The sequence below is a fragment of the Streptomyces sp. SP18BB07 genome, from assembly GCF_036322545.1.
Lineage (GTDB): Bacteria > Actinomycetota > Actinomycetes > Streptomycetales > Streptomycetaceae > Streptomyces > Streptomyces deccanensis.
Genome location: NZ_JAQYWT010000295.1, coordinates 125,425 through 143,127, shown reverse-complemented (window position 1 = coordinate 143,127; position 17,703 = coordinate 125,425). Strand labels below are relative to the sequence as shown.

The following is a 17,703-nucleotide window of genomic DNA, read 5'->3' as shown; positions in this document are numbered from 1 at the left end:
CCGATGGCGGACCGGAATCCAGGGATATTTTTTGGACAGGAGGTACGTCACAAGGTGGTTCGTAGAACGAGGAAAGCCCCGGCTCGGTGAGCCGGGGCCTCCTGGAAGCGTGGGTGCGCGTCAGACGTTCACGCCGTGCGAGCGCAGGTACGCGGCGGGGTCGATGTCCGAGCCGTACTCGGCCGTCGTCCGGGCCTCGAAGTGCAGATGGGCCCCGGTGACGTTGCCGGTGGCCCCGGAGAGGCCTATCTGCTGGCCGGGGGTGACCGTCTGGCCGACGGAGACGCCGATGGACGACAGGTGGCCGTACTGGGTGTACGTGCCGTCGTTCATCTTGATGACGATGTTGTTGCCGTAGGCACCGCCCCAGCCCGCCTCGACGACCGTGCCGGAGCCGACCGCGTGGACGGCCGTGCCGGACGCGGCGTGGAAGTCGACACCGGTGTGGCTGCCGGAGGACCAGACCGCACCGCCGGCCTTGTAGCCGGTGGAGATGTAGGAGCCGCTGATGGGGGCGACGTAGGCGTTGAGGCGCTCGCGCTCGGCCGCGCGGGCGGCACGGGCCTTGATCTCCTCGCGCTCCTTGGCGGCGGCACGTTCCTGCTCGGCCTTCTCGGCGGCGGCCTTCCTGGCCTCCTCCTGCGCCTTCTTCTTGACAGCGGCCACCTCGGCAGCCTGCTGCTGGGCCACGGCCTGGGCGTCGACCTGGTCGGCGACCGTGTCGCCGAGAGTGATGATCTGGTTCAGGCCGGTCTGCTCGACGGCGGGCTCCTCCGCGGCGAGCGCGGGGCCGGCGAGGGTGCCGAGGACACCGGTGGTGGTGAGAGCGGCTACGCCCACGTTCCTCGTGGTCGTGCGCTGCACACGGCCGGGACGGCGGTGCTTGCCGGGGGCGCGGGTGAACGCCATGAAGTGGCTGATCCTTTCCTTCCTTCTCGCCTACCGGGTTAGCTGACGGGTTCGGAGCAGGAAGGTCTCCTACGGCTACCCCTCGTTTCGCGTCGCTCCGCGAAGGGCACCCGATTCACCCCAGGGACTTCGGTGGGTCCCCGGCTCCCCTGGCTCGCGCCATGGGGACTCGGCGATGACTGTCCGGTGCCGCGGATGCGGCGAACTTCTGACGAACAGCCGGACTGACGCTAAGTGGGCCGTCTTCGAAATAACAAACGGATCACAGGATTTGTTAACTACGCCACAGGTCAGACACGCAACCTCCGCCACCAATACGGACAAACATGGGCCCTGGTGACTCTTCCGTCACCAGGGCCCCACTGACACGCGTCCGTACGGTCGTTCCCCTACTCGGCCGGGACGACGGTCACTTCGCCGATCCCGAGGGCCCTGACCGGCTCCTCGATCTGCGCGGCGTCCCCGACGAGGACGGTCACCAGACGGTCCACCGGGAAGGCGCTCACGGCCGCCGCGGTGGCCTCCACGGTGCCGGTGGCGGCGAGTTGGCGGTACAGCGTCGACTGGTAGTCGTCCGGCAGGTACTGCTCGACCTGGTCGGCCAGCGTGCTCGCCACGGCCGCGGCCGTCTCGAACTTGAGCGGGGCGACCCCGACGAGGTTCTGCACGGCGACATCACGCTCGGCGTCGGTCAGGCCCTCGGCGGCGAGGGTGCGCAGCACCGTCCACAGATCGTCCAGCGCCGGCCCGGTGTTGGGGGTGTCGACGGAGCCGCTGATGGCGAGCATCGCGACGCCCGAACCGTCGGGCGCGGCCCGCAGCACCTGGCCGAACGCCCGCACGCCGTAGGTGTAGCCCTTCTCCTCGCGCAGGACGCGGTCCAGACGGGAGGTGAGGGTGCCGCCGAGGCAGTAGGTGCCGAGCACCTGGGCCGGCCACACCCGGTCGTGCCGGTCGGCGCCCACGCGGCCGATGAGCAACTGGGTCTGCACGGAACCGGGACGGTCCACGATGATCACGCGCCCGGTGTCGTCGGCGCTCACCGACGGCACGGGCCGCGGGGCAGCCGGGGAGCCGGTCCAGGCGCCCAGGGTGTCGCCGAGCAGCGCGTCGAGGTCGACCCCCGTGAGGTCGCCCACGACCACGGCGGTGGCCGTCGCGGGGCGTACGTGCCGCTCGTAGAAGGCGCGCACGGCCGCGGAGTCGATGCCCTCGACGGTCTCCTCGGTGCCCTGGCGGGGCCGCGACATCCGGGAGGTGGCCGGGAACAGCTGCTTGGAGAGCTCCTTGGCGGCCCGGCGGCCCGGGTTGGCGGTCTCGTGCGGGATCTCGTCGAGCCGGTTGGCCACCAGCCGCTCGATCTCGCCGTCCTCGAACGCGGGGGCCCGCAGGGCGTCGGCGAGCAGACCGAGGGCCTTCTCCAGCCGCGACACCGGCACTTCGAGGGACAGGCGTACGCCGGGGTGGTCGGCGTGCGAGTCGAGGGTGGCGCCGCACCGCTCCAGCTCGGCGGCGAACTCCTCGGCCGTGTGCTTGTCGGTGCCCTCGGAGAAGGCCCTGGTCATGATGGTGGCGACACCCTCGATGCCGGCGGGCTCGGCGTCCAGGGGCGCGTCGAGGAGCACCTCGACGGCGACGACCTGCTGGCCGGGGCGGTGGCAGCGCAGCACGGTCATGCCGTTGTCCAGGGTGCCGCGCTCGGGCGCCGGGAACGCCCAGGGCCTGGCCTCGCCGGCCTGGGGCTGCGGGTGGAATTCCATGGTCGCGAGCTCGGTCACTTCGCCGACTCCTCGGTCTCGTCGGTGGTTCCGGCGGCCTCGGCCGCGGCGGTCTCCTCTTGGGCGCCCTCTTCGGCGTCCTCCTCGCCGGCGACGGGCTCGTAGACGAGCACCGCGCGGTTGTCGGGCCTCAGGCGCGCCTTGGCGATCTCCTGGACCTCGTCGGCCGTCACCTCCAGGACCCGGTCGACGGCCGTCAGGGCGAGCTTGGGGTCACCGAACAGGACCGCGTACCGGCACAGTTCGTCGGCGCGGCCCGCGACCGTGCCGAGCCGGTCCAGCCACTCACGCTCCAACTGGGCCTGGGCGCGCTCCATCTCCTCGGCCGTGGGGCCCTCGGCGGCGAACCGGGCGAGCTCCTCGTCGACGGCGGCCTCGATGACGGGCACCTCGACGTCGCCGGAGGTCTTCACGTCCAGCCACGCCATGGAGGGCGCGCCGGCCAGCCGCAGCAGGCCGAAGCCCGCCGTCACGGCCGTACGGTCGCGGCGGACGAGCCGGTTGTAGAGGCGGGAGGACTCGCCGCCGCCGAGGATGGTCAGCGCCAGGTCGGCCGCGTCGCACGCGCGCGTGCCGTCCTCCGGCAGCCGGTAGGCGGCCATCAACGCGCGGGCGGGCACGTTCTCCTCGACGACCTCGCGCATCTGCGCGCCCATGACGTCGGGCAGTGCGCCGTCGCGGGGCGCGGGCTTGCCGTCGTAGGAGGGGATGGAGCCGAAGTACTTCTCGACCCAGGCGAGGGTCTGCTCCGGGTCGATGTCGCCGACGATCGACAGGACGGCGTTGTTGGGCGCGTAGTACGTCCTGAAGAACTGCTGGGCGTCCTCCAGGCTGGCCGCCTCCAGGTCGTCCATCGAGCCGATCGGCGTGTGCCGGTAGGGGTGGCCCACCGGGTAGGCCAGGCGGAAGATCTTCTCGAAGGCGGTGCCGTAGGGCACGTTGTCGTACCGCTGGCGGCGCTCGTTCTTGACGACGGCCCGCTGGTTGTCCAGGTTCTTCTGGTCGAGCGCGAGCAGCAGGCTGCCCATGCGGTCGGCCTCCAGCCACAGCGCGAGCTCCAGCTGGTGGGTGGGCATGGTCTCGAAGTAGTTGGTGCGCTCCCAGCTGGTGGTGCCGTTCAGCGAACCGCCCGCGCCCTGGACCAGCTCGAAGTGGCCGTTGTCCTTGACCTGGCCCGAGCCCTGGAACATCAGGTGCTCGAAGAGGTGGGCGAGGCCCGTGCGGCCCTCGACCTCGTGGCGCGAACCGACGTCGTACCAGAGGCACACCGCCGCGACCGGGGTCAGGTGGTCCTCGGAGAGCACCACGCGCAGGCCGTTGGCCAGGCGGTGCTCCCTCACTGTCAGGCCTTCGGAGCCGGCCTCGGCTGTGGCCGTGTGACCCATGGGCGGTACGTCCCTTCGATCGCTGTGCTGTGGTCGCGGAATCCGTGGTCCGTCCGTCGTGGAACCGTCGTGGAAACCGCTGTTTTCCTGCCGGTCCTGCCACTGTATGCAAGCGCGCGGACGCCTGGAGAAGTTCCCGGGGCTCGTACGCCGAGAGCGAGACGGGGGTTGCCGCCGACGGTCACTGGTTAAAGTCGGCGCACGCTGTTGACGCGGCGGCCCGGGAGGGCGTGCCCGGCGGTCGGCGCCGGGTCGTGTCGGGCTTGTCAGTGCGGCAGTCCACAATGGTGCGCGTCAGATCCCGTTCACCTCCCGGTGGGAGTGAGCTGGAGACGTGAGCGCCCCGTAGGTGAGCGACCAGAAAAAGAGGAGCCGGCAGCGATGGCCCGCCGCAGCACGAAGACCCCGCCGCCCGACGACGCGTTCGAGGAGCGGATCCTCGACATCGACGTCGTCGACGAGATGCAGGGCTCCTTCCTGGAGTACGCGTACTCGGTCATCTACTCCCGAGCCCTGCCCGACGCCCGCGACGGCCTGAAGCCCGTGCACCGCCGGATCGTCTACCAGATGAACGAGATGGGCCTGCGCCCCGACCGCGGCTATGTGAAGTGCGCCCGCGTCGTCGGCGAGGTCATGGGTAAGTTGCACCCGCACGGCGACTCGTCGATCTACGACGCCCTGGTGCGCCTCGCCCAGCCCTTCTCCATGCGGCTCCCCCTGGTCGACGGCCACGGCAACTTCGGCTCCCTGGGCAACGACGACCCGCCGGCCGCCATGCGGTACACCGAGTGCCGGATGGCCGACGCGACGAGCCTGATGACGGAGTCGATCGACGAGAACACGGTCGACTTCGCGCCGAACTACGACGGCCAGGAGCAGGAGCCGGTGGCGCTGCCCGCCGCCTTCCCGAACCTGCTGGTCAACGGCGCGTCCGGCATCGCCGTCGGAATGGCGACCAACATGCCGCCGCACAACCTGGGCGAGGTCATCGCGGCCGCCCGCCACCTGATCAGGTATCCCAACGCCGACCTGGACACGCTGATGAAGCACGTCCCGGGCCCCGACCTGCCGACGGGCGGCCGGATCGTCGGTCTCACCGGCATCAGGGACGCGTACGCGACGGGCCGCGGCACCTTCAAGATCCGCGCCACGGTGACGGTGGACAACGTGACGGCCCGCCGCAAGGGCCTGATCGTCACCGAACTGCCGTTCACCGTCGGCCCGGAGAAGGTGATCGCCAAGATCAAGGACCTGGTCGGCGCGAAGAAGCTGCAGGGCATCGCCGACGTCAAGGACCTCACCGACCGCGCCCACGGCCTGCGCCTGGTCATCGAGATCAAGAACGGCTTCGTGCCGGAGGCCGTCCTGGAGCAGTTGTACAAGCTCACGCCGATGGAGGAGTCCTTCGGCATCAACAACGTGGCCCTGGTCGACGGCCAGCCCCTCACCCTGGGCCTGAAGGAGCTGCTGGAGGTCTACCTCGACCACCGTTTCGAGGTCGTCCGGCGCCGCTCGGAGTTCCGTCGTGGCAAGAAGCGCGACCGGCTCCACCTGGTCGAGGGTCTGCTCACCGCGCTGGTGGACATCGACGAGGTCATCCGTCTGATCCGCTCCAGCGACAACTCCGCGCAGGCGAAGGAGCGCCTGATGGAGCGCTTCTCGCTGTCGGACGTCCAGACGCAGTACATCCTCGACACGCCGCTGCGCCGCCTCACCCGGTTCGACCGCATCGAGCTGGAGTCCGAGAAGGACAGGCTCAACGCCGAGATCGCCGAGCTGACCCGGATCCTGGAGTCGGACGCGGAGCTGCGCAAGCTGGTCTCCGGTGAACTGGCCTCGGTGGCGAAGAAGTTCGGCACCGAGCGCCGTACGGTGCTGATGGAGTCCTCCGGCACCGCGGTGGCCGCGGTGCCGCTCCAGGTCGCGGACGACCCGTGCCGGGTGCTGCTGTCGTCGACGGGGCTGCTGGCCCGTACGGCCAACGGCGAGCCCTTCACGGCGGACGAGGACGCCAAGCGCGTCAAGCACGACGTCATCGTCTCCGCGGTCCCCGCGACGGCGCGGGGCGAGGTGGGCGCGGTGACCTCGACCGGCCGCCTGCTCCGCCTGAACGTGGTCGATCTGCCGCAGCTGCCGGACACGGCGGCGGCCCCCAACCTCTCGGGCGGCGCCCCGCTCGCGGAGTTCCTCTCCCTCGAGGACGGCGAGACGGTCATCTGTCTGATGACGCTCGACGAGTCGTCGCCGGGGCTGGCCATCGGCACCGAGCAGGGTGTCGTCAAGCGAGTGGTCCCCGACTACCCGTCCAACAAGGGGGAGTTGGAGGTCATCACGCTCAAGGAGGGCGACCGGATCGTCGGCGCGGTCGAGCTGCGCACCGGCGAGGAGGACCTGGTCTTCATCACGGACGACGCGCAGTTGCTGCGCTACCAGGCCGCCCAGGTCCGCCCGCAGGGCCGCCCGGCCGGGGGTATGGCGGGCATCAAGCTCACCGAGGGCGCGAAGGTCATCTCCTTCACGGCCGTCGACCCGGCCGTGGACGCGGTGGTGTTCACCGTCGCCGGTTCCCGGGGCACCCTGGACGACTCCGTCCAGACCACGGCCAAGCTGACCCCGTTCGACCAGTACCCCCGCAAGGGCCGCGCCACGGGCGGTGTGCGCTGCCAGCGGTTCCTCAAGGGCGAGGACTGCCTGTCCGTCGCCTGGGCGGGACCCGCCCCGGCCCGCGCCGCGCAGAAGAACGGCGCCCCGGCGGACCTCCCGGAGATGGACCCGCGCCGCGACGGCTCGGGTGTGTCCCTGGGCAAGACGGTGTCGTCGGTGGCGGGGCCGGTGTGAGCCCCGGCCTTCAGACGCGGTCGGCGTCGTAGTCGTAGTCGTAGGAGACCTCGGGTTCGTCGGCCTCGGTCTGCCGGACATAGCGCAGGACGCCCCACATGCCGTGCTCGTCGGCGTGCGGGGCGTCCTTCTCGCTCCTGCACGCGTCCAGCTCCTTGGTCAGGGCCGGGACGTCGATGCCCGACCCGATGAGGACGAGCTGGGTGAGGCGGGCGGCTTCGCCGGGCGGCCAGGGCTCGGGGCAGAACCGCAGAAAGCGGCCGACGGCGTGCACGGCGTAGCGGTTGCGGGGGTCGTACGGCCCGAAGTCGACGTACCCCTTGATGCGGTAGAGCCCCTCGGCCCTCCCGTCCAGGAACTCCATCAGCCGCCGGGGATCCATCGGCACGTCGGAGACGAAGGAGACGCTGTCGTAGCCGGTGTGCAGATGCCCGGCATGATCCGTGTACTCCTCCCCGGGCTCGTCGTGGCGGTGGAGGTCGTCGAAGGAGAGCTGGCCGACGCGCTCCTCGGAGGGCCTGCAGTCGAACAGGAAGTCGGGGTCGATCCGCCCGTAGGTGGCGGGCACGACCGCCGCGCGGTCGCTGAGCGAGCGGACGAGCGACAGGACTCCCGCCCCGTCCTCGGCCCGGTCGAGCTTGTTGACGACCACCAGGTCGGCGATGGCGAGATGGCGGTCGATCTCGGGATGCAGCTGCCGGGTCCGATCGAACTCGGCCGCGTCGACGACCTCGACCAGCCCGCCGTACACCACCCTGGGGTTCTCGCTGGCGAGCACCATCCGCACGAGTTCCTGCGGCTCGGCGAGCCCGCTCGCCTCGATGACGATGACGTCGATCCCGGCGGCGGGATCGGCGAGCCGCTCCAGATAGCGGTCCAGCTCCTCGACGTCGACGGCACAGCACAGACACCCGTTGCCCAGCGACACGGTGGAGTCCCCGAGCGCGCCGGCCACGGCCATGGCGTCGATCTCGATCGCGCCGAAGTCGTTGACCACGGCGCCGATCCGGCTGCCGCCACTGCGGTGGAGCAGGTGGTTCAGCAGGGTCGTCTTGCCGGATCCGAGGAACCCGGCGAGGACTACGACGGGGATCGGCGGCACCTGCCGCGGACTCGACCCCGGACCCCGGCTCGACGACTGGCTCAACACGCGCCCTCTCCCAGACCGTTGCTCTCATGTGCCGCTCGCATGCCGCACCAGGATACGAGTGGTGCCGCACACCCCCCGAGAGATTGTCAGCGGCGCCCGTGGGGCACACGATGGGCATGGCGCCGGGTCGCGCGACCCACGCATCCTTCCGTGCGCCTCCTCTCCGCCTCCCGGTGGACGAGCGCCTCTCGGGACACTGGGAGACGGCAAGCGCCGCCCACCGCTCGCCGGTCCCCAACCTGTCGACCCACACCCGACGACCGGCGGACGGCCGCCTGAATCGGGGATTGACATGGCCACACAGAATCATGGGGCGCGGGGACTCGGCCCCGCCGCGGCAGCGGGTCTCGCCTTCGCGGTGGGGGCGCTGGGCGCGTTCGCCGTGGAGCGGCGCATCAGCACCCTGCTTCGGCGCCTGGAACGGCTGGAACGCGAGACGGAACAGCGCGCGGCACTGATCGCCTACCAGCGGCACAACTTCGAGCTGGTCATGAAGGCGGCCGCGGACCCGACCCTGCTGCCCGTCCTGAACGCCTACGAGGAGGACCTGTCCACGGACCGGCAACGGCAGTACCTCTTCGCCAACCTCCTCTACACCCACGTCCTTCAGGGTTACCGGGTCGGCGTCTTCAGCCGGGCCGAGTTGTACGGGCACCTCCGCGGCATCTTTCAGAGCACGCTGATGCGCGACTACTGGGCCGCCACGCGCCACCACCGGTCGAGCCTGAAGGAGGGTTCGGAGGAGTCGGAGATCGGCAGGATGGTCGACACCCTGATCAACGACCTCGAGGAAGCGAGCACGGACGAGTGGTGGGTCGTGGGCGAACCTCCCGCCGAGTGAAGCCCTTCACCCCGCACGGCGCTCGACTCGTACGGCGCGACCCCTGCCCCACGCTTCACTCCATCGCGCCTTCGATGCATGCGCATCAACCGGGCTCATGGGGCAAAATTAGCCCGCTCGTATCACTACTCATGACCCAAGGATCGAACCCGTTGAAAATCGTGCGCCGCATCGGTGCCTCGCCCCGCGAGAGGGGCAGCGCCGCGGGGCAGACGTGCCCAGACATCTTCGAACTGCAAGACGGCAACTTCGCAGTGATCGGGACAGATCGGACAGAGAAACTCGACCCCGAGCTTCCTGCCGACGCCTCGCGCGCTGACTACGAGAGGATCGTGGTCATCAGCCGCGAGACTCTCATCCGGGCAAAGTCGGACATCCCCGACGCCTGATCCTGAACGGGGGCTCGCCTGCACTACAGCGCGGGCCCCTCGCGTCGCCGTCCCGCACCGCCGCACCGCGTCACCGAGCCGCGCTCCCACCCCTCCTTCGGCCCAGCCGGAGTCCGGTCGCGGGGAAGTCAGGTTAGGCTCACCTCTGTGAGTACGTGCACATCCGCGTCCCGACACCTCGACGAGCCTCTCGCGGGGACCGCCGCCACGGCGAGGACATGGCTGCTGCTGGAACAGCCGGGCCCCTGGGGCGTCAAGGCGCTCACCTCGAGCCATCTCGACCCCGCGCTCGGCCGCGCCCTCGAAGCCGCGACGGAGGGCACCGGCGTACGCGTGGCGCTCATCCGGCGCCCCGGCCGCCACGCGGACTGCCGCGAGGTCCACGAGCGCCAGGTGTACGTGGCCCACACCGCTCCCGGGAACGTCTGGCTGCACAGCGCCACGACGTCCGACCCCGAGCGGCTGCTCGACCTCGATCTCGCCGCGCTCGGCAGGGGCGATCACCACACCTTCGGGACCGTGCTGGGCGGGCGGCCCCACACCGGTGACCCTCTCGCACTCGTCTGCACCAACGGCAAGCGCGACCGCTGCTGCGCGCTGCTCGGCCGCCCGCTCGCCGCCGAGCTCGCCGCCTCCGGGGTAGAGGGCACCTGGGAAGTCACCCATCTGGGTGGTCACCGCTTCTCCCCGACCCTGCTCGTGCTGCCCTTCGGCTACGTGTACGGCCGCGCCGAGGCCCATCACGTCAAGGAGGTCCTCCAAGGCGTCCGGGAGGGCAGGGTCGTCACCGAGGGATGCCGCGGAAACTCCGCCTGGGAACGCCCCGGGCAGGCCGCCGAGCTGGCGGTGCGCACGGAGTACGGCGAGGACACCGTCGGCGCCCTGACGGTCGTCCGCACGGACGGCACGGCTCCCCACTGGGACGTCGTCGTCGCCCACACCGACGGCCGCCGCTGGACCGTCACCGTCGCCCAGGGCACCGCCGGGCCACCCCGCCAGGAAAGCTGCGGCTCCCCGCTGGGCTCCCCCACGAGGATGGACGTACTGGCCGTACGCGAACTGACACCCGCGAGCGTCATGTAGCCGACCACGCGATCCCGCCGCCGTCGCGCAAACACCCGGTGGGTGAGATGCGCGCCACACCCCACTACGGCTGGACCACCCCGTCCACGTACCGTCATGGGTATGAGCCCCACTCCCCCCGCACGCCGCCTGCGTCTCGGTATGCCGCGGCGGGTGTTCTCGCAGGTCCTGCTGATGCAGGTGGCGATCGCCGCCGGTGTCGCCGTCCTCGCGACCGGGCTGTTCCTCGCACCGCTCAGCGAACAACTGGACGACCAGGCGATGCGCCGGGCCCTCGCCATAGCGCAGACCACGGCGGCCCAGCCGCAGATCGCGGAGGACCTGGTCTCCACGAAACCGTCGCTGGACGGCCCCGTGCAGGTCGAGGCGGAGCGGATCCGGAAGGCCAGCGGGGCCGAGTACGTGGTCGTGATGGACCGCGAGGGGGTGCGCTGGTCGCACCCCGACCCGGCGGAGATCGGCGGGCTCGTCTCCACCGACCCACGCCGCGCCCTCGCCGGCGACGAGGTCATGGAGATCGACTCGGGGACCCTCGGACGCTCGGCCCGGGGCAAGGTGCCGCTGCGCGACACCGACGGGACGATCGTCGGCGCGGTCTCGGTGGGGATCGAGTACGACAATGTGCGCGCCCGGTTGATCCACGCGATCCCCGGGCTCCTGGCGTACGCCGGTGGGGCCATGGCGGTCGGGGCGCTCGCCGCGTATCTGATCTCCCGGCGGGTTCATCGCCAGACGCGTGACCTGGCCTTCTCCGACATCGCGGGGCTGTTGGCGGAGCGCGAGGCCATGCTGCACGGCATCCGCGAGGGCGTGGTCGCGCTGGACCGCGCCGGGCGCGTGCGCCTCCTCAACGACGAGGCACGGCGTCTGCTCGGCATCGGTGACGAGGCGCTCGGCAGGTCGCTCGACGACGCGCTCGGCCCCGGCCGTACGACCGATGTACTGGCCGGCCGCGTCACGGGCACCGACCTGCTGACCGTGCGCGGCCACCGCGTGCTGGTCGCCAACCGCATGCCCACGGACGACGGGGGCGCCGTCGCCACCCTCCGCGACCGCACCGAGTTGGAACAGCTGGGCCGTGAACTGGACTCCACGCGCGGCCTGACGGACGCCCTGCGCGCCCAGGACCACGAGCACGCCAACCGGATGCACACCCTCCTCGGCCTGCTCGAACTGGAGATGTACGACGAGGCCGTGGAGTTCGTCGGCGAGGTGGTCGGCGACCACCGGGCGACCGCCGAGCAGGTCACCGAGAAGATCCACGATCCCCTGCTCGCCGCGGTGCTGGTCGGCAAGGCGACCGTCGCTGCCGAGCGCGGAGTGGCCCTTTCGCTCGCGGGCGGCACACTGCTGCCGGACCGGCTGATCGACCCCCGGGGCCTGGTCACCGTCGTCGGCAACCTCGTCGACAACGCCCTGGACGCCGTCGCGGGCACCCCGCACGCGCGCGTGGAGGTCGAGCTGCGCGCCGAGGGCCGTACGGCGATCCTCCGGGTACGGGACACGGGCCCCGGAGTCCCGCCCGACAAACGGGAGCTGATCTTCACGGACGGCTGGTCCACCAAGACGCGCCCGGCCCACCGCGAACGCGGCATCGGGCTCTCCCTGGTGCGCCGGCTCGCCGAGCGGCAGGGAGGCAGCGCCCGGGTCGGTGAGGCGGCGGGCGGGGGCGCGGAGTTCACCGTCGTCCTGCCCGACGCACTCGCCGAACCGGGCCCGCAGCGGGAAACCGAAGCCGCCGTCACTGTCGCCGACAAGGAGTCGCGATGATCGAGGTCCTGATCGTGGACGACGACGTCAGAGTCGCCCGCGTCAACGCCGCCTATGTGGAGAAGGTCGCCGGTTTCCACGTCGCCGGTGTGGCCCACAACGCGGCGGAGGCGCTGCACCTGTTGGAGACGTCGCCCCACGTGGACCTGGTCCTCCTGGACCACTACCTGCCGGACGAGACGGGCCTCGTGGTCGTCCAGGAGATGCGCCGGCGGGGTCATGAGACCGACGTCATCATGGTGACGGCCGCCCGCGACGTCTCGACCGTCCAGGCCGCGATGCGCCAGGGCGCGCTCCAGTACCTGGTGAAGCCGTTCGCGTTCGCCGGGCTGCGGGCGAAGCTGGAGGCCTACGCGGAGCTGCGGCGCACCCTGGACGGCGGCGGTGAGGCCGAACAGGCCGAGGTCGACCGGATCTTCGGCGCACTCTCGGCGGGCGGCGAACCGGACCTGCCCAAGGGGCACTCCCCCACCACCACCGAACTCGTGCGCCGTGCCCTGATGACCGCCGAGGGCGCGCTGTCCGCCCAGGAGATCGCCGAGCGGACGGGCCTGAGCCGTCAGACCGCCCAGCGCTATCTGAAGCTCCTGGAACGCACGGGACGGGCCCGGCTGACCCTCAAGTACGGCGACGCGGGCCGCCCGGAGCACCGCTACGAGTGGGCGACGCGCTCCTGAGGGACCTTCAGCACGCGCTTCTCTGACAAGCCTCAAAGCCGCAAGGCGTGCTGCGCCTGTCGGACACCCCCAGCGATCACACCGCTCCCGCTCCGGTCAGCGACCGCACCTCGGTCTCCGCGTGCTTCGCCTCGTCCGGCGGCTCGGCCGAGGTGACCGTACCGAGCCAGCCGGCGAGGAAGCCCAACGGGATGGAGACGAGGCCGGGGTTCTGCAACGGGAAGTACTGGAAGTCCACGCCGGGGAACAGCGAGTCGGCGCTCCCCGAGACCACCGGTGACAGCAGCACGAGGACCACGGAGGGGATCAGTCCGCCGTACACGGACCACACCGCCCCTCGGGTGGTGAACCCCCGCCAGAACAGCGAGTACAGCAGGACGGGCAGGTTGGCAGAGGCGGCTACCGCGAAGGCCAGGCCGACGAGGAAGGCCACGTTGAGGTCCTTGGCCAGCAGCCCGAGCGCGATCGCGACCACGCCGATACCGACGGCGGCCGTGCGCGCCACCGCGACCTCGCTGTGCGGCTTCGAACGCCTGCGCCGCAGCGACGCGTAGAGGTCATGGGCGACGGACGCCGACGACGCGAGCGTGATCCCGGCGACGACCGCGAGGATCGTGGCGAAGGCGATGGCCGCGACGATCGCGAACAGAACCGTTCCGCCGGTGGAGTCGGCTCCGCCGCCCAGGTCCAGGGCCAACAGCGGCACCGCGGTGTTCCCGGCCGCGTTGGAGCCCCGCACGGCCTCCGGGCCGACGATGGCGGCGGCACCGAAGCCCAGCACGATCGTCATCAGGTAGAAGCCGCCGATGAGACCGATCGACCAGACGACCGAACGGCGTGCGGCCCGCGCGGTGGGCACGGTGTAGAAGCGCGACAGGATGTGCGGCAGCCCGGCCGTGCCCAGCACCAGGGCGAGCCCGAGGCTGATGAAGTCGAACCGCGCGATCCAGTCCCCGCCGTACCGCAGCCCGGGCGCGAGGAACGCGTCGCCGTGTCCACTGCGCGCGGCCGCCGTCCGCAGCAACTGGTCGAAGTCGCCGTGGAACCGGACCAGGACGAGCACGGTCAGGGCGATCGCCCCGCCCATCAGCAGGACCGCTTTCACGATCTGGATCCAGGTGGTGGCCCGCATCCCTCCCAGCGACACATAGACGACCATGAGGGCGCCGACCCCGATGACCGTCCAGGTCTGCGCCGCCTCGCTCTCTCCTCCGAGCAGGAGCGCGACGAGGGTGCCCGCTCCCACCATCTGCGCCACCAGATACAGAACGGACACCGTCACCGAGGAAGTTCCCGCCGCGATCCGCACCGGCCGTTCGCTCATCCGCGCCGCGACGACGTCGGCGAGCGTGAACCGCCCGCAGTTGCGCACCAGTTCGGCCACCAGGAACAACACCACGAGCCAGGCGACCAGGAAGCCCACGGAGTAGAGCAGTCCGTCGTACCCGAAGAGCGCGATGAGCCCGGAGATGCCGAGGAAGGAGGCGGCGGACATGTAGTCGCCCGCGATGGCAAAACCATTCTCCATCGGCGAGAACAGCCGCCCGCCGGCGTAGAACTCCTCGGCGGAGCCATGGCGGTTGCGGCTCACCCACGTCGTGATGCCCAACGTGACCGCCACGAACGCGCTGAACAGCACCAGCGCCAGCGTCTGATGGTCGGCGGTCACCGCGCACCCCCTCTGAGGCTGCGCGTCAACTCCTGGGTGTCCCAGCGCAGATCGAGCGCCGCCCGGTCCCGGCGCAGCCTCGCGTGGCGCGCATACGCCCAGGTGAACAGGAACGTCGTGAGGAACTGCCCGAGCCCCGCCAGCATCGCCACGTTCACCGCGCCCGCCACCGGCCGTGCCATCAGGCCCGGGGCGGTGGTCGCCGTCACGACGTAGGCCACGTACCAGGTGAAGAAGACGGCGACGCCCGGGATCACGAACCTGCGGTAGCGGCTGCGCACCTCCTGGAAGGCCGCGCTCCGCTGGACCTCCAGATAGACGTCCGCCGCGCCCTCGCTCCGGCTCTCCCGCGCGTCGGCCGCGACCGGGGCCGGCCCGCCGGTGCCGTCCAACTCCCCCCAGCCGGAGGCCAGCGCGTCGTACCAGGGATCGTCGAACCGCACGTCCGCGCTGGCGAGGCCGTGCCCCTCGTGCTGCTCAACCGGGCTCTCAGAACCACCCCCGCGTCGACGGGGGCGGCCGGTGCTTGACTGCATGCCCAAGCATGGACAGAACGGAAAGACCCCTGGCGCACCTCTTCACGATTGTTCACCCCATCAGGTGAAACCCCGGCCAGCCTCCCGCACGTGCGGCAGCGAAGACCCACCGGCATCCGCACAAGGGCCGGAGGAGCGGGCCCCGAGCCCACCCCGCCGGGCCGAAGGCACCCGCATCCGGCCCGGCGAACGGGGCTACGCGTCGATGCGCGACCGGTCCAGCGTGGCCGCGGAGCTGGAGATGAACTCCTTGCGCGGTGCGACGTCGTTCCCCATCAGCAGGTCGAAGACCTGCTCCGCCGCCTCCAGGTCCGACAGGTTGATCCGCCTCAGCGTGCGGTGACGCGGGTCCATCGTGGTCTCCGCCAGCTGGTCCGCGTCCATCTCGCCGAGGCCCTTGTAGCGCTGGATGGAGTCCTTGTACCGGACGCCCTTGCTCTGGAACTCCAGCAGCTTGTCGCGCAGCTCCCGGTCCGAGTACGTGTAGACGTACTTGTCCTGCCCCTTCTTGGGCTGGACCAGCTCGATCCGGTGCAGCGGGGGCACCGCCGCGAAGACGCGTCCCGCCTCGACCATCGGCCGCATGTATCGCTGGAAGAGCGTCAACAGCAGACACCGGATGTGCGACCCGTCGACATCGGCGTCGGTCATCATGATGATCTTGCCGTAGCGGGCCGCGTCGATGTCGAAGGTGCGCCCCGAGCCCGCCCCTATGACCTGGATGATCGCGCCGCACTCGGCGTTCTTGAGCATGTCGGTCACGGACGACTTCTGGACGTTGAGGATCTTGCCCCGGATCGGCAGCAGCGCCTGGAACTCGGAGTTCCGGGCGAGCTTCGCCGTACCGAGCGCCGAGTCCCCCTCGACGATGAACAGTTCGCTGCGCTCCACGTCGTCGCTACGGCAGTCGGCGAGCTTGGCCGGCAGCGACGACGACTCCAGCGCCGTCTTACGACGCTGCGCGTCCTTGTGCTGACGTGCGGCGATACGCGTACGAGCGGCGGCGACGGCCTTCTCCATGACGACCCGTGCCTGGGCCGCGGCGTCCCGCTTGGTGGAGGTCAGGAACGCCTTGAGCTCCTTGGCGATCACCTGTGCCACGATGCGCCGGGCCGCCGAGGTGCCGAGGACCTCCTTGGTCTGGCCCTCGAACTGCGGCTCGGCGAGCCGCACGGTGACGACGGCGGTGAGGCCTTCGAGGGCGTCGTCCTTGACGACGTCGTCCTCGGCCACACGCAGCATCTTCTTGGCGCGCAGCACCTCGTTCATCGTGGTGGCCACGGCCTGTTCGAAGCCCGCGACGTGGGTGCCGCCCTTGGGGGTGGCGATGATGTTCACGAACGACTTGAGCGTGGTGTCGTAGCCGGTGCCCCAGCGCATGGCGACATCGACGCCGAGCTCGCGGGTGACCTGCGTGGGCGTCATCTGACCGTGCTCGTCCAGGACGGGCACGGTCTCCCTGAAGGTGCCCTGCCCGGAGAAGCGGAGGACGTCGCAGACCGGCTTGTCGGAGGCCAGGTACTCGCAGAACTCGCTGATGCCGCCGTCGAAGCGGAACGACTCCTCGCCCTTGCTGCCGCCCTCACCGAGGCCGAACTCGTCCCGGACGACGATCGTCAGACCGGGCACGAGAAACGCGGTCTGGCGGGCCCGCTGGTGCAGGTTCTCCAGGGAGAGCTTGGCGTCCTTCAGGAAGATCTGGCGGTCGGCCCAGTAGCGCACGCGCGTGCCGGTGCGCGTCTTGGGGATCCGCTTGCCTTTCCGCAGACCGCCGGTCTCGAACTTGGCCTCCGGGCCGTTGCCCGAGAAGGCGCCGGGCACGCCGCGCCGGAAGCTGATGGCGTGGGTGCTGCCGCTGCGGTCGACCTCGACGTCCAGGCGGGCCGAGAGCGCGTTCACCACGGAGGCGCCCACGCCGTGCAGACCACCGGAGGCCGCGTACGAGCCGCCGCCGAACTTGCCGCCGGCGTGCAGCTTGGTCATGACGACCTCGACGCCCGACAGGCCGGTCTTGGGCTCGACGTCGACCGGGATGCCGCGGCCGTTGTCCCGCACCTCCACGGAGGCGTCGTCGTGGAGGATCACCTCGATGTGGTCGCAGTACCCCCCGAGGGCCTCGTCCACGGAGTTGTCGATGATCTCCCACAGGCAGTGCATCAGGCCTCGACTGTCGGTCGAGCCGATGTACATGCCGGGGCGCTTCCGCACGGCCTCGAGCCCCTCGAGGACGAGCAGGTGCCGCGCGGTGTAGTTGGAACCGTCCCGGTCTGCTCCGGTCAGCAGCGCTGTGGACGGCACGGACGTATCGGCGGTCACGCGGTTCGCTCCTCGCTGAATTTCAGGTGAGGCCCATTTGGGTAAGGGGCCGGGCTCTGTTGCCGGTCCGAGGGTACCGAGGCCTGGTAGAGCCGTTGTAACGCCACCCTCGTCCGAAACTCAGAGTAGTCCAGAGTCGCATACACGTTCGATCCCTCGATGGGGTGAAGTACATATCACGTTCCCTTCGAGGCATGAACCATTTAGGCTCCGGGCACGTCCTCATGAACAACCGGCAACCCAGCCGGGAGGACCGTACAACCGAAAGAACAACCACCAGAACCACCGAAGAACCATCGACAGACAGCGCGAACCCGTACGACACGAAGACACGCACTACGGCCCATTCGCCGCCAACCGGC

13 protein-coding genes and 1 riboswitch are annotated in these 17,703 nt (G+C 70.5%); of the genes, 6 read left to right on the top strand and 7 right to left on the bottom strand.

The features are described 5' to 3' along the window. Nucleotides 1-120 precede the first annotated feature (120 nt). The 3 genes from PUR53_RS16955 to PUR53_RS16945 all read right to left on the bottom strand — a co-directional run bounded on the left by PUR53_RS16955 (nucleotide 121) and on the right by PUR53_RS16945 (nucleotide 4,072). Nucleotides 121-909, bottom strand: a complete 789-nt coding sequence (locus tag PUR53_RS16955) for a M23 family metallopeptidase (RefSeq protein WP_329900225.1) — start codon at nucleotides 907-909, stop codon at nucleotides 121-123. A 13-nt stretch (nucleotides 910-922) separates the two neighbouring features. Beyond that, nucleotides 923-1,094, bottom strand: a riboswitch (cyclic di-AMP (ydaO/yuaA leader). Nucleotides 1,095-1,298: 204 nt separating this feature from the next. Further along, nucleotides 1,299-2,687: a M16 family metallopeptidase gene (locus PUR53_RS16950; protein WP_329900224.1), complete on the bottom strand. Its 1,389-nt coding sequence runs from the start codon at nucleotides 2,685-2,687 to the stop codon at nucleotides 1,299-1,301. Beyond that, nucleotides 2,684-4,072 (bottom strand): M16 family metallopeptidase, encoded by a 1,389-nt coding sequence (locus tag PUR53_RS16945; RefSeq protein ID WP_329900223.1) that lies wholly within the window; start codon nucleotides 4,070-4,072, stop codon nucleotides 2,684-2,686. The genes PUR53_RS16950 and PUR53_RS16945 overlap by 4 nt, the downstream gene beginning before the upstream one ends. Nucleotides 4,073-4,453: 381 nt before the next feature. Between PUR53_RS16945 and PUR53_RS16940 the strand changes: the two genes are divergently transcribed. Continuing rightward, nucleotides 4,454-6,910: a DNA gyrase/topoisomerase IV subunit A gene (locus tag PUR53_RS16940; RefSeq protein WP_329900222.1), complete on the top strand. Its 2,457-nt coding sequence runs from the start codon at nucleotides 4,454-4,456 to the stop codon at nucleotides 6,908-6,910. Between the two features lie 10 nt (nucleotides 6,911-6,920). Here the strand turns inward: PUR53_RS16940 and PUR53_RS16935 are convergent, their stop codons facing one another. Beyond that, nucleotides 6,921-8,057 (bottom strand): CobW family GTP-binding protein, encoded by a 1,137-nt coding sequence (locus PUR53_RS16935; RefSeq protein ID WP_443080317.1) that lies wholly within the window; start codon nucleotides 8,055-8,057, stop codon nucleotides 6,921-6,923. A gap of 295 nt (nucleotides 8,058-8,352) precedes the next feature. On the opposite strand from PUR53_RS16935, the gene PUR53_RS16930 reads away from it, so the two are divergent. From PUR53_RS16930 to PUR53_RS16910, 5 genes are all read left to right on the top strand, one after another. Beyond that, nucleotides 8,353-8,901: a DUF6082 family protein gene (locus tag PUR53_RS16930; RefSeq protein WP_329900220.1), complete on the top strand. Its 549-nt coding sequence runs from the start codon at nucleotides 8,353-8,355 to the stop codon at nucleotides 8,899-8,901. Nucleotides 8,902-9,053: 152 nt separating this feature from the next. Next, nucleotides 9,054-9,290: a hypothetical protein gene (locus PUR53_RS16925; RefSeq protein ID WP_033525166.1), complete on the top strand. Its 237-nt coding sequence runs from the start codon at nucleotides 9,054-9,056 to the stop codon at nucleotides 9,288-9,290. Nucleotides 9,291-9,437: 147 nt separating this feature from the next. Further along, the gene (locus tag PUR53_RS16920) at nucleotides 9,438-10,373 is read left to right on the top strand and encodes a sucrase ferredoxin (RefSeq protein ID WP_329908755.1); all 936 of its coding nucleotides are present in this window, start codon (nucleotides 9,438-9,440) and stop codon (nucleotides 10,371-10,373) included. Nucleotides 10,374-10,475: 102 nt separating this feature from the next. After that, on the top strand, nucleotides 10,476-12,143 hold the full coding sequence (locus PUR53_RS16915; RefSeq protein WP_329900218.1) for a sensor histidine kinase: 1,668 nt from the start codon (nucleotides 10,476-10,478) through the stop codon (nucleotides 12,141-12,143). Next, nucleotides 12,140-12,820 (top strand): response regulator, encoded by a 681-nt coding sequence (locus PUR53_RS16910; protein WP_239757671.1) that lies wholly within the window; start codon nucleotides 12,140-12,142, stop codon nucleotides 12,818-12,820. The genes PUR53_RS16915 and PUR53_RS16910 overlap by 4 nt, the downstream gene beginning before the upstream one ends. Nucleotides 12,821-12,896: 76 nt before the next feature. On the opposite strand, the gene PUR53_RS16905 is transcribed toward PUR53_RS16910, so the two are convergent. From PUR53_RS16905 to PUR53_RS16895, 3 genes are all read right to left on the bottom strand, one after another. Continuing rightward, on the bottom strand, nucleotides 12,897-14,489 hold the full coding sequence (locus PUR53_RS16905; RefSeq protein ID WP_329908753.1) for a solute symporter family protein: 1,593 nt from the start codon (nucleotides 14,487-14,489) through the stop codon (nucleotides 12,897-12,899). Then, nucleotides 14,486-15,025 carry a DUF485 domain-containing protein gene (locus tag PUR53_RS16900; RefSeq protein ID WP_329900216.1) on the bottom strand — a complete coding sequence of 180 codons (540 nt, stop codon included), beginning with the start codon at nucleotides 15,023-15,025 and terminating at the stop codon, nucleotides 14,486-14,488. Before PUR53_RS16900 ends, PUR53_RS16905 begins: the two co-directional genes overlap by 4 nt. 195 nt (nucleotides 15,026-15,220) lie before the next feature. After that, a complete protein-coding gene (locus PUR53_RS16895; RefSeq protein WP_329900215.1) occupies nucleotides 15,221-17,341 on the bottom strand; it encodes a DNA gyrase/topoisomerase IV subunit B in 2,121 nt (706 codons plus the stop codon). Between the last annotated feature and the right edge of the window lie 362 nt (nucleotides 17,342-17,703).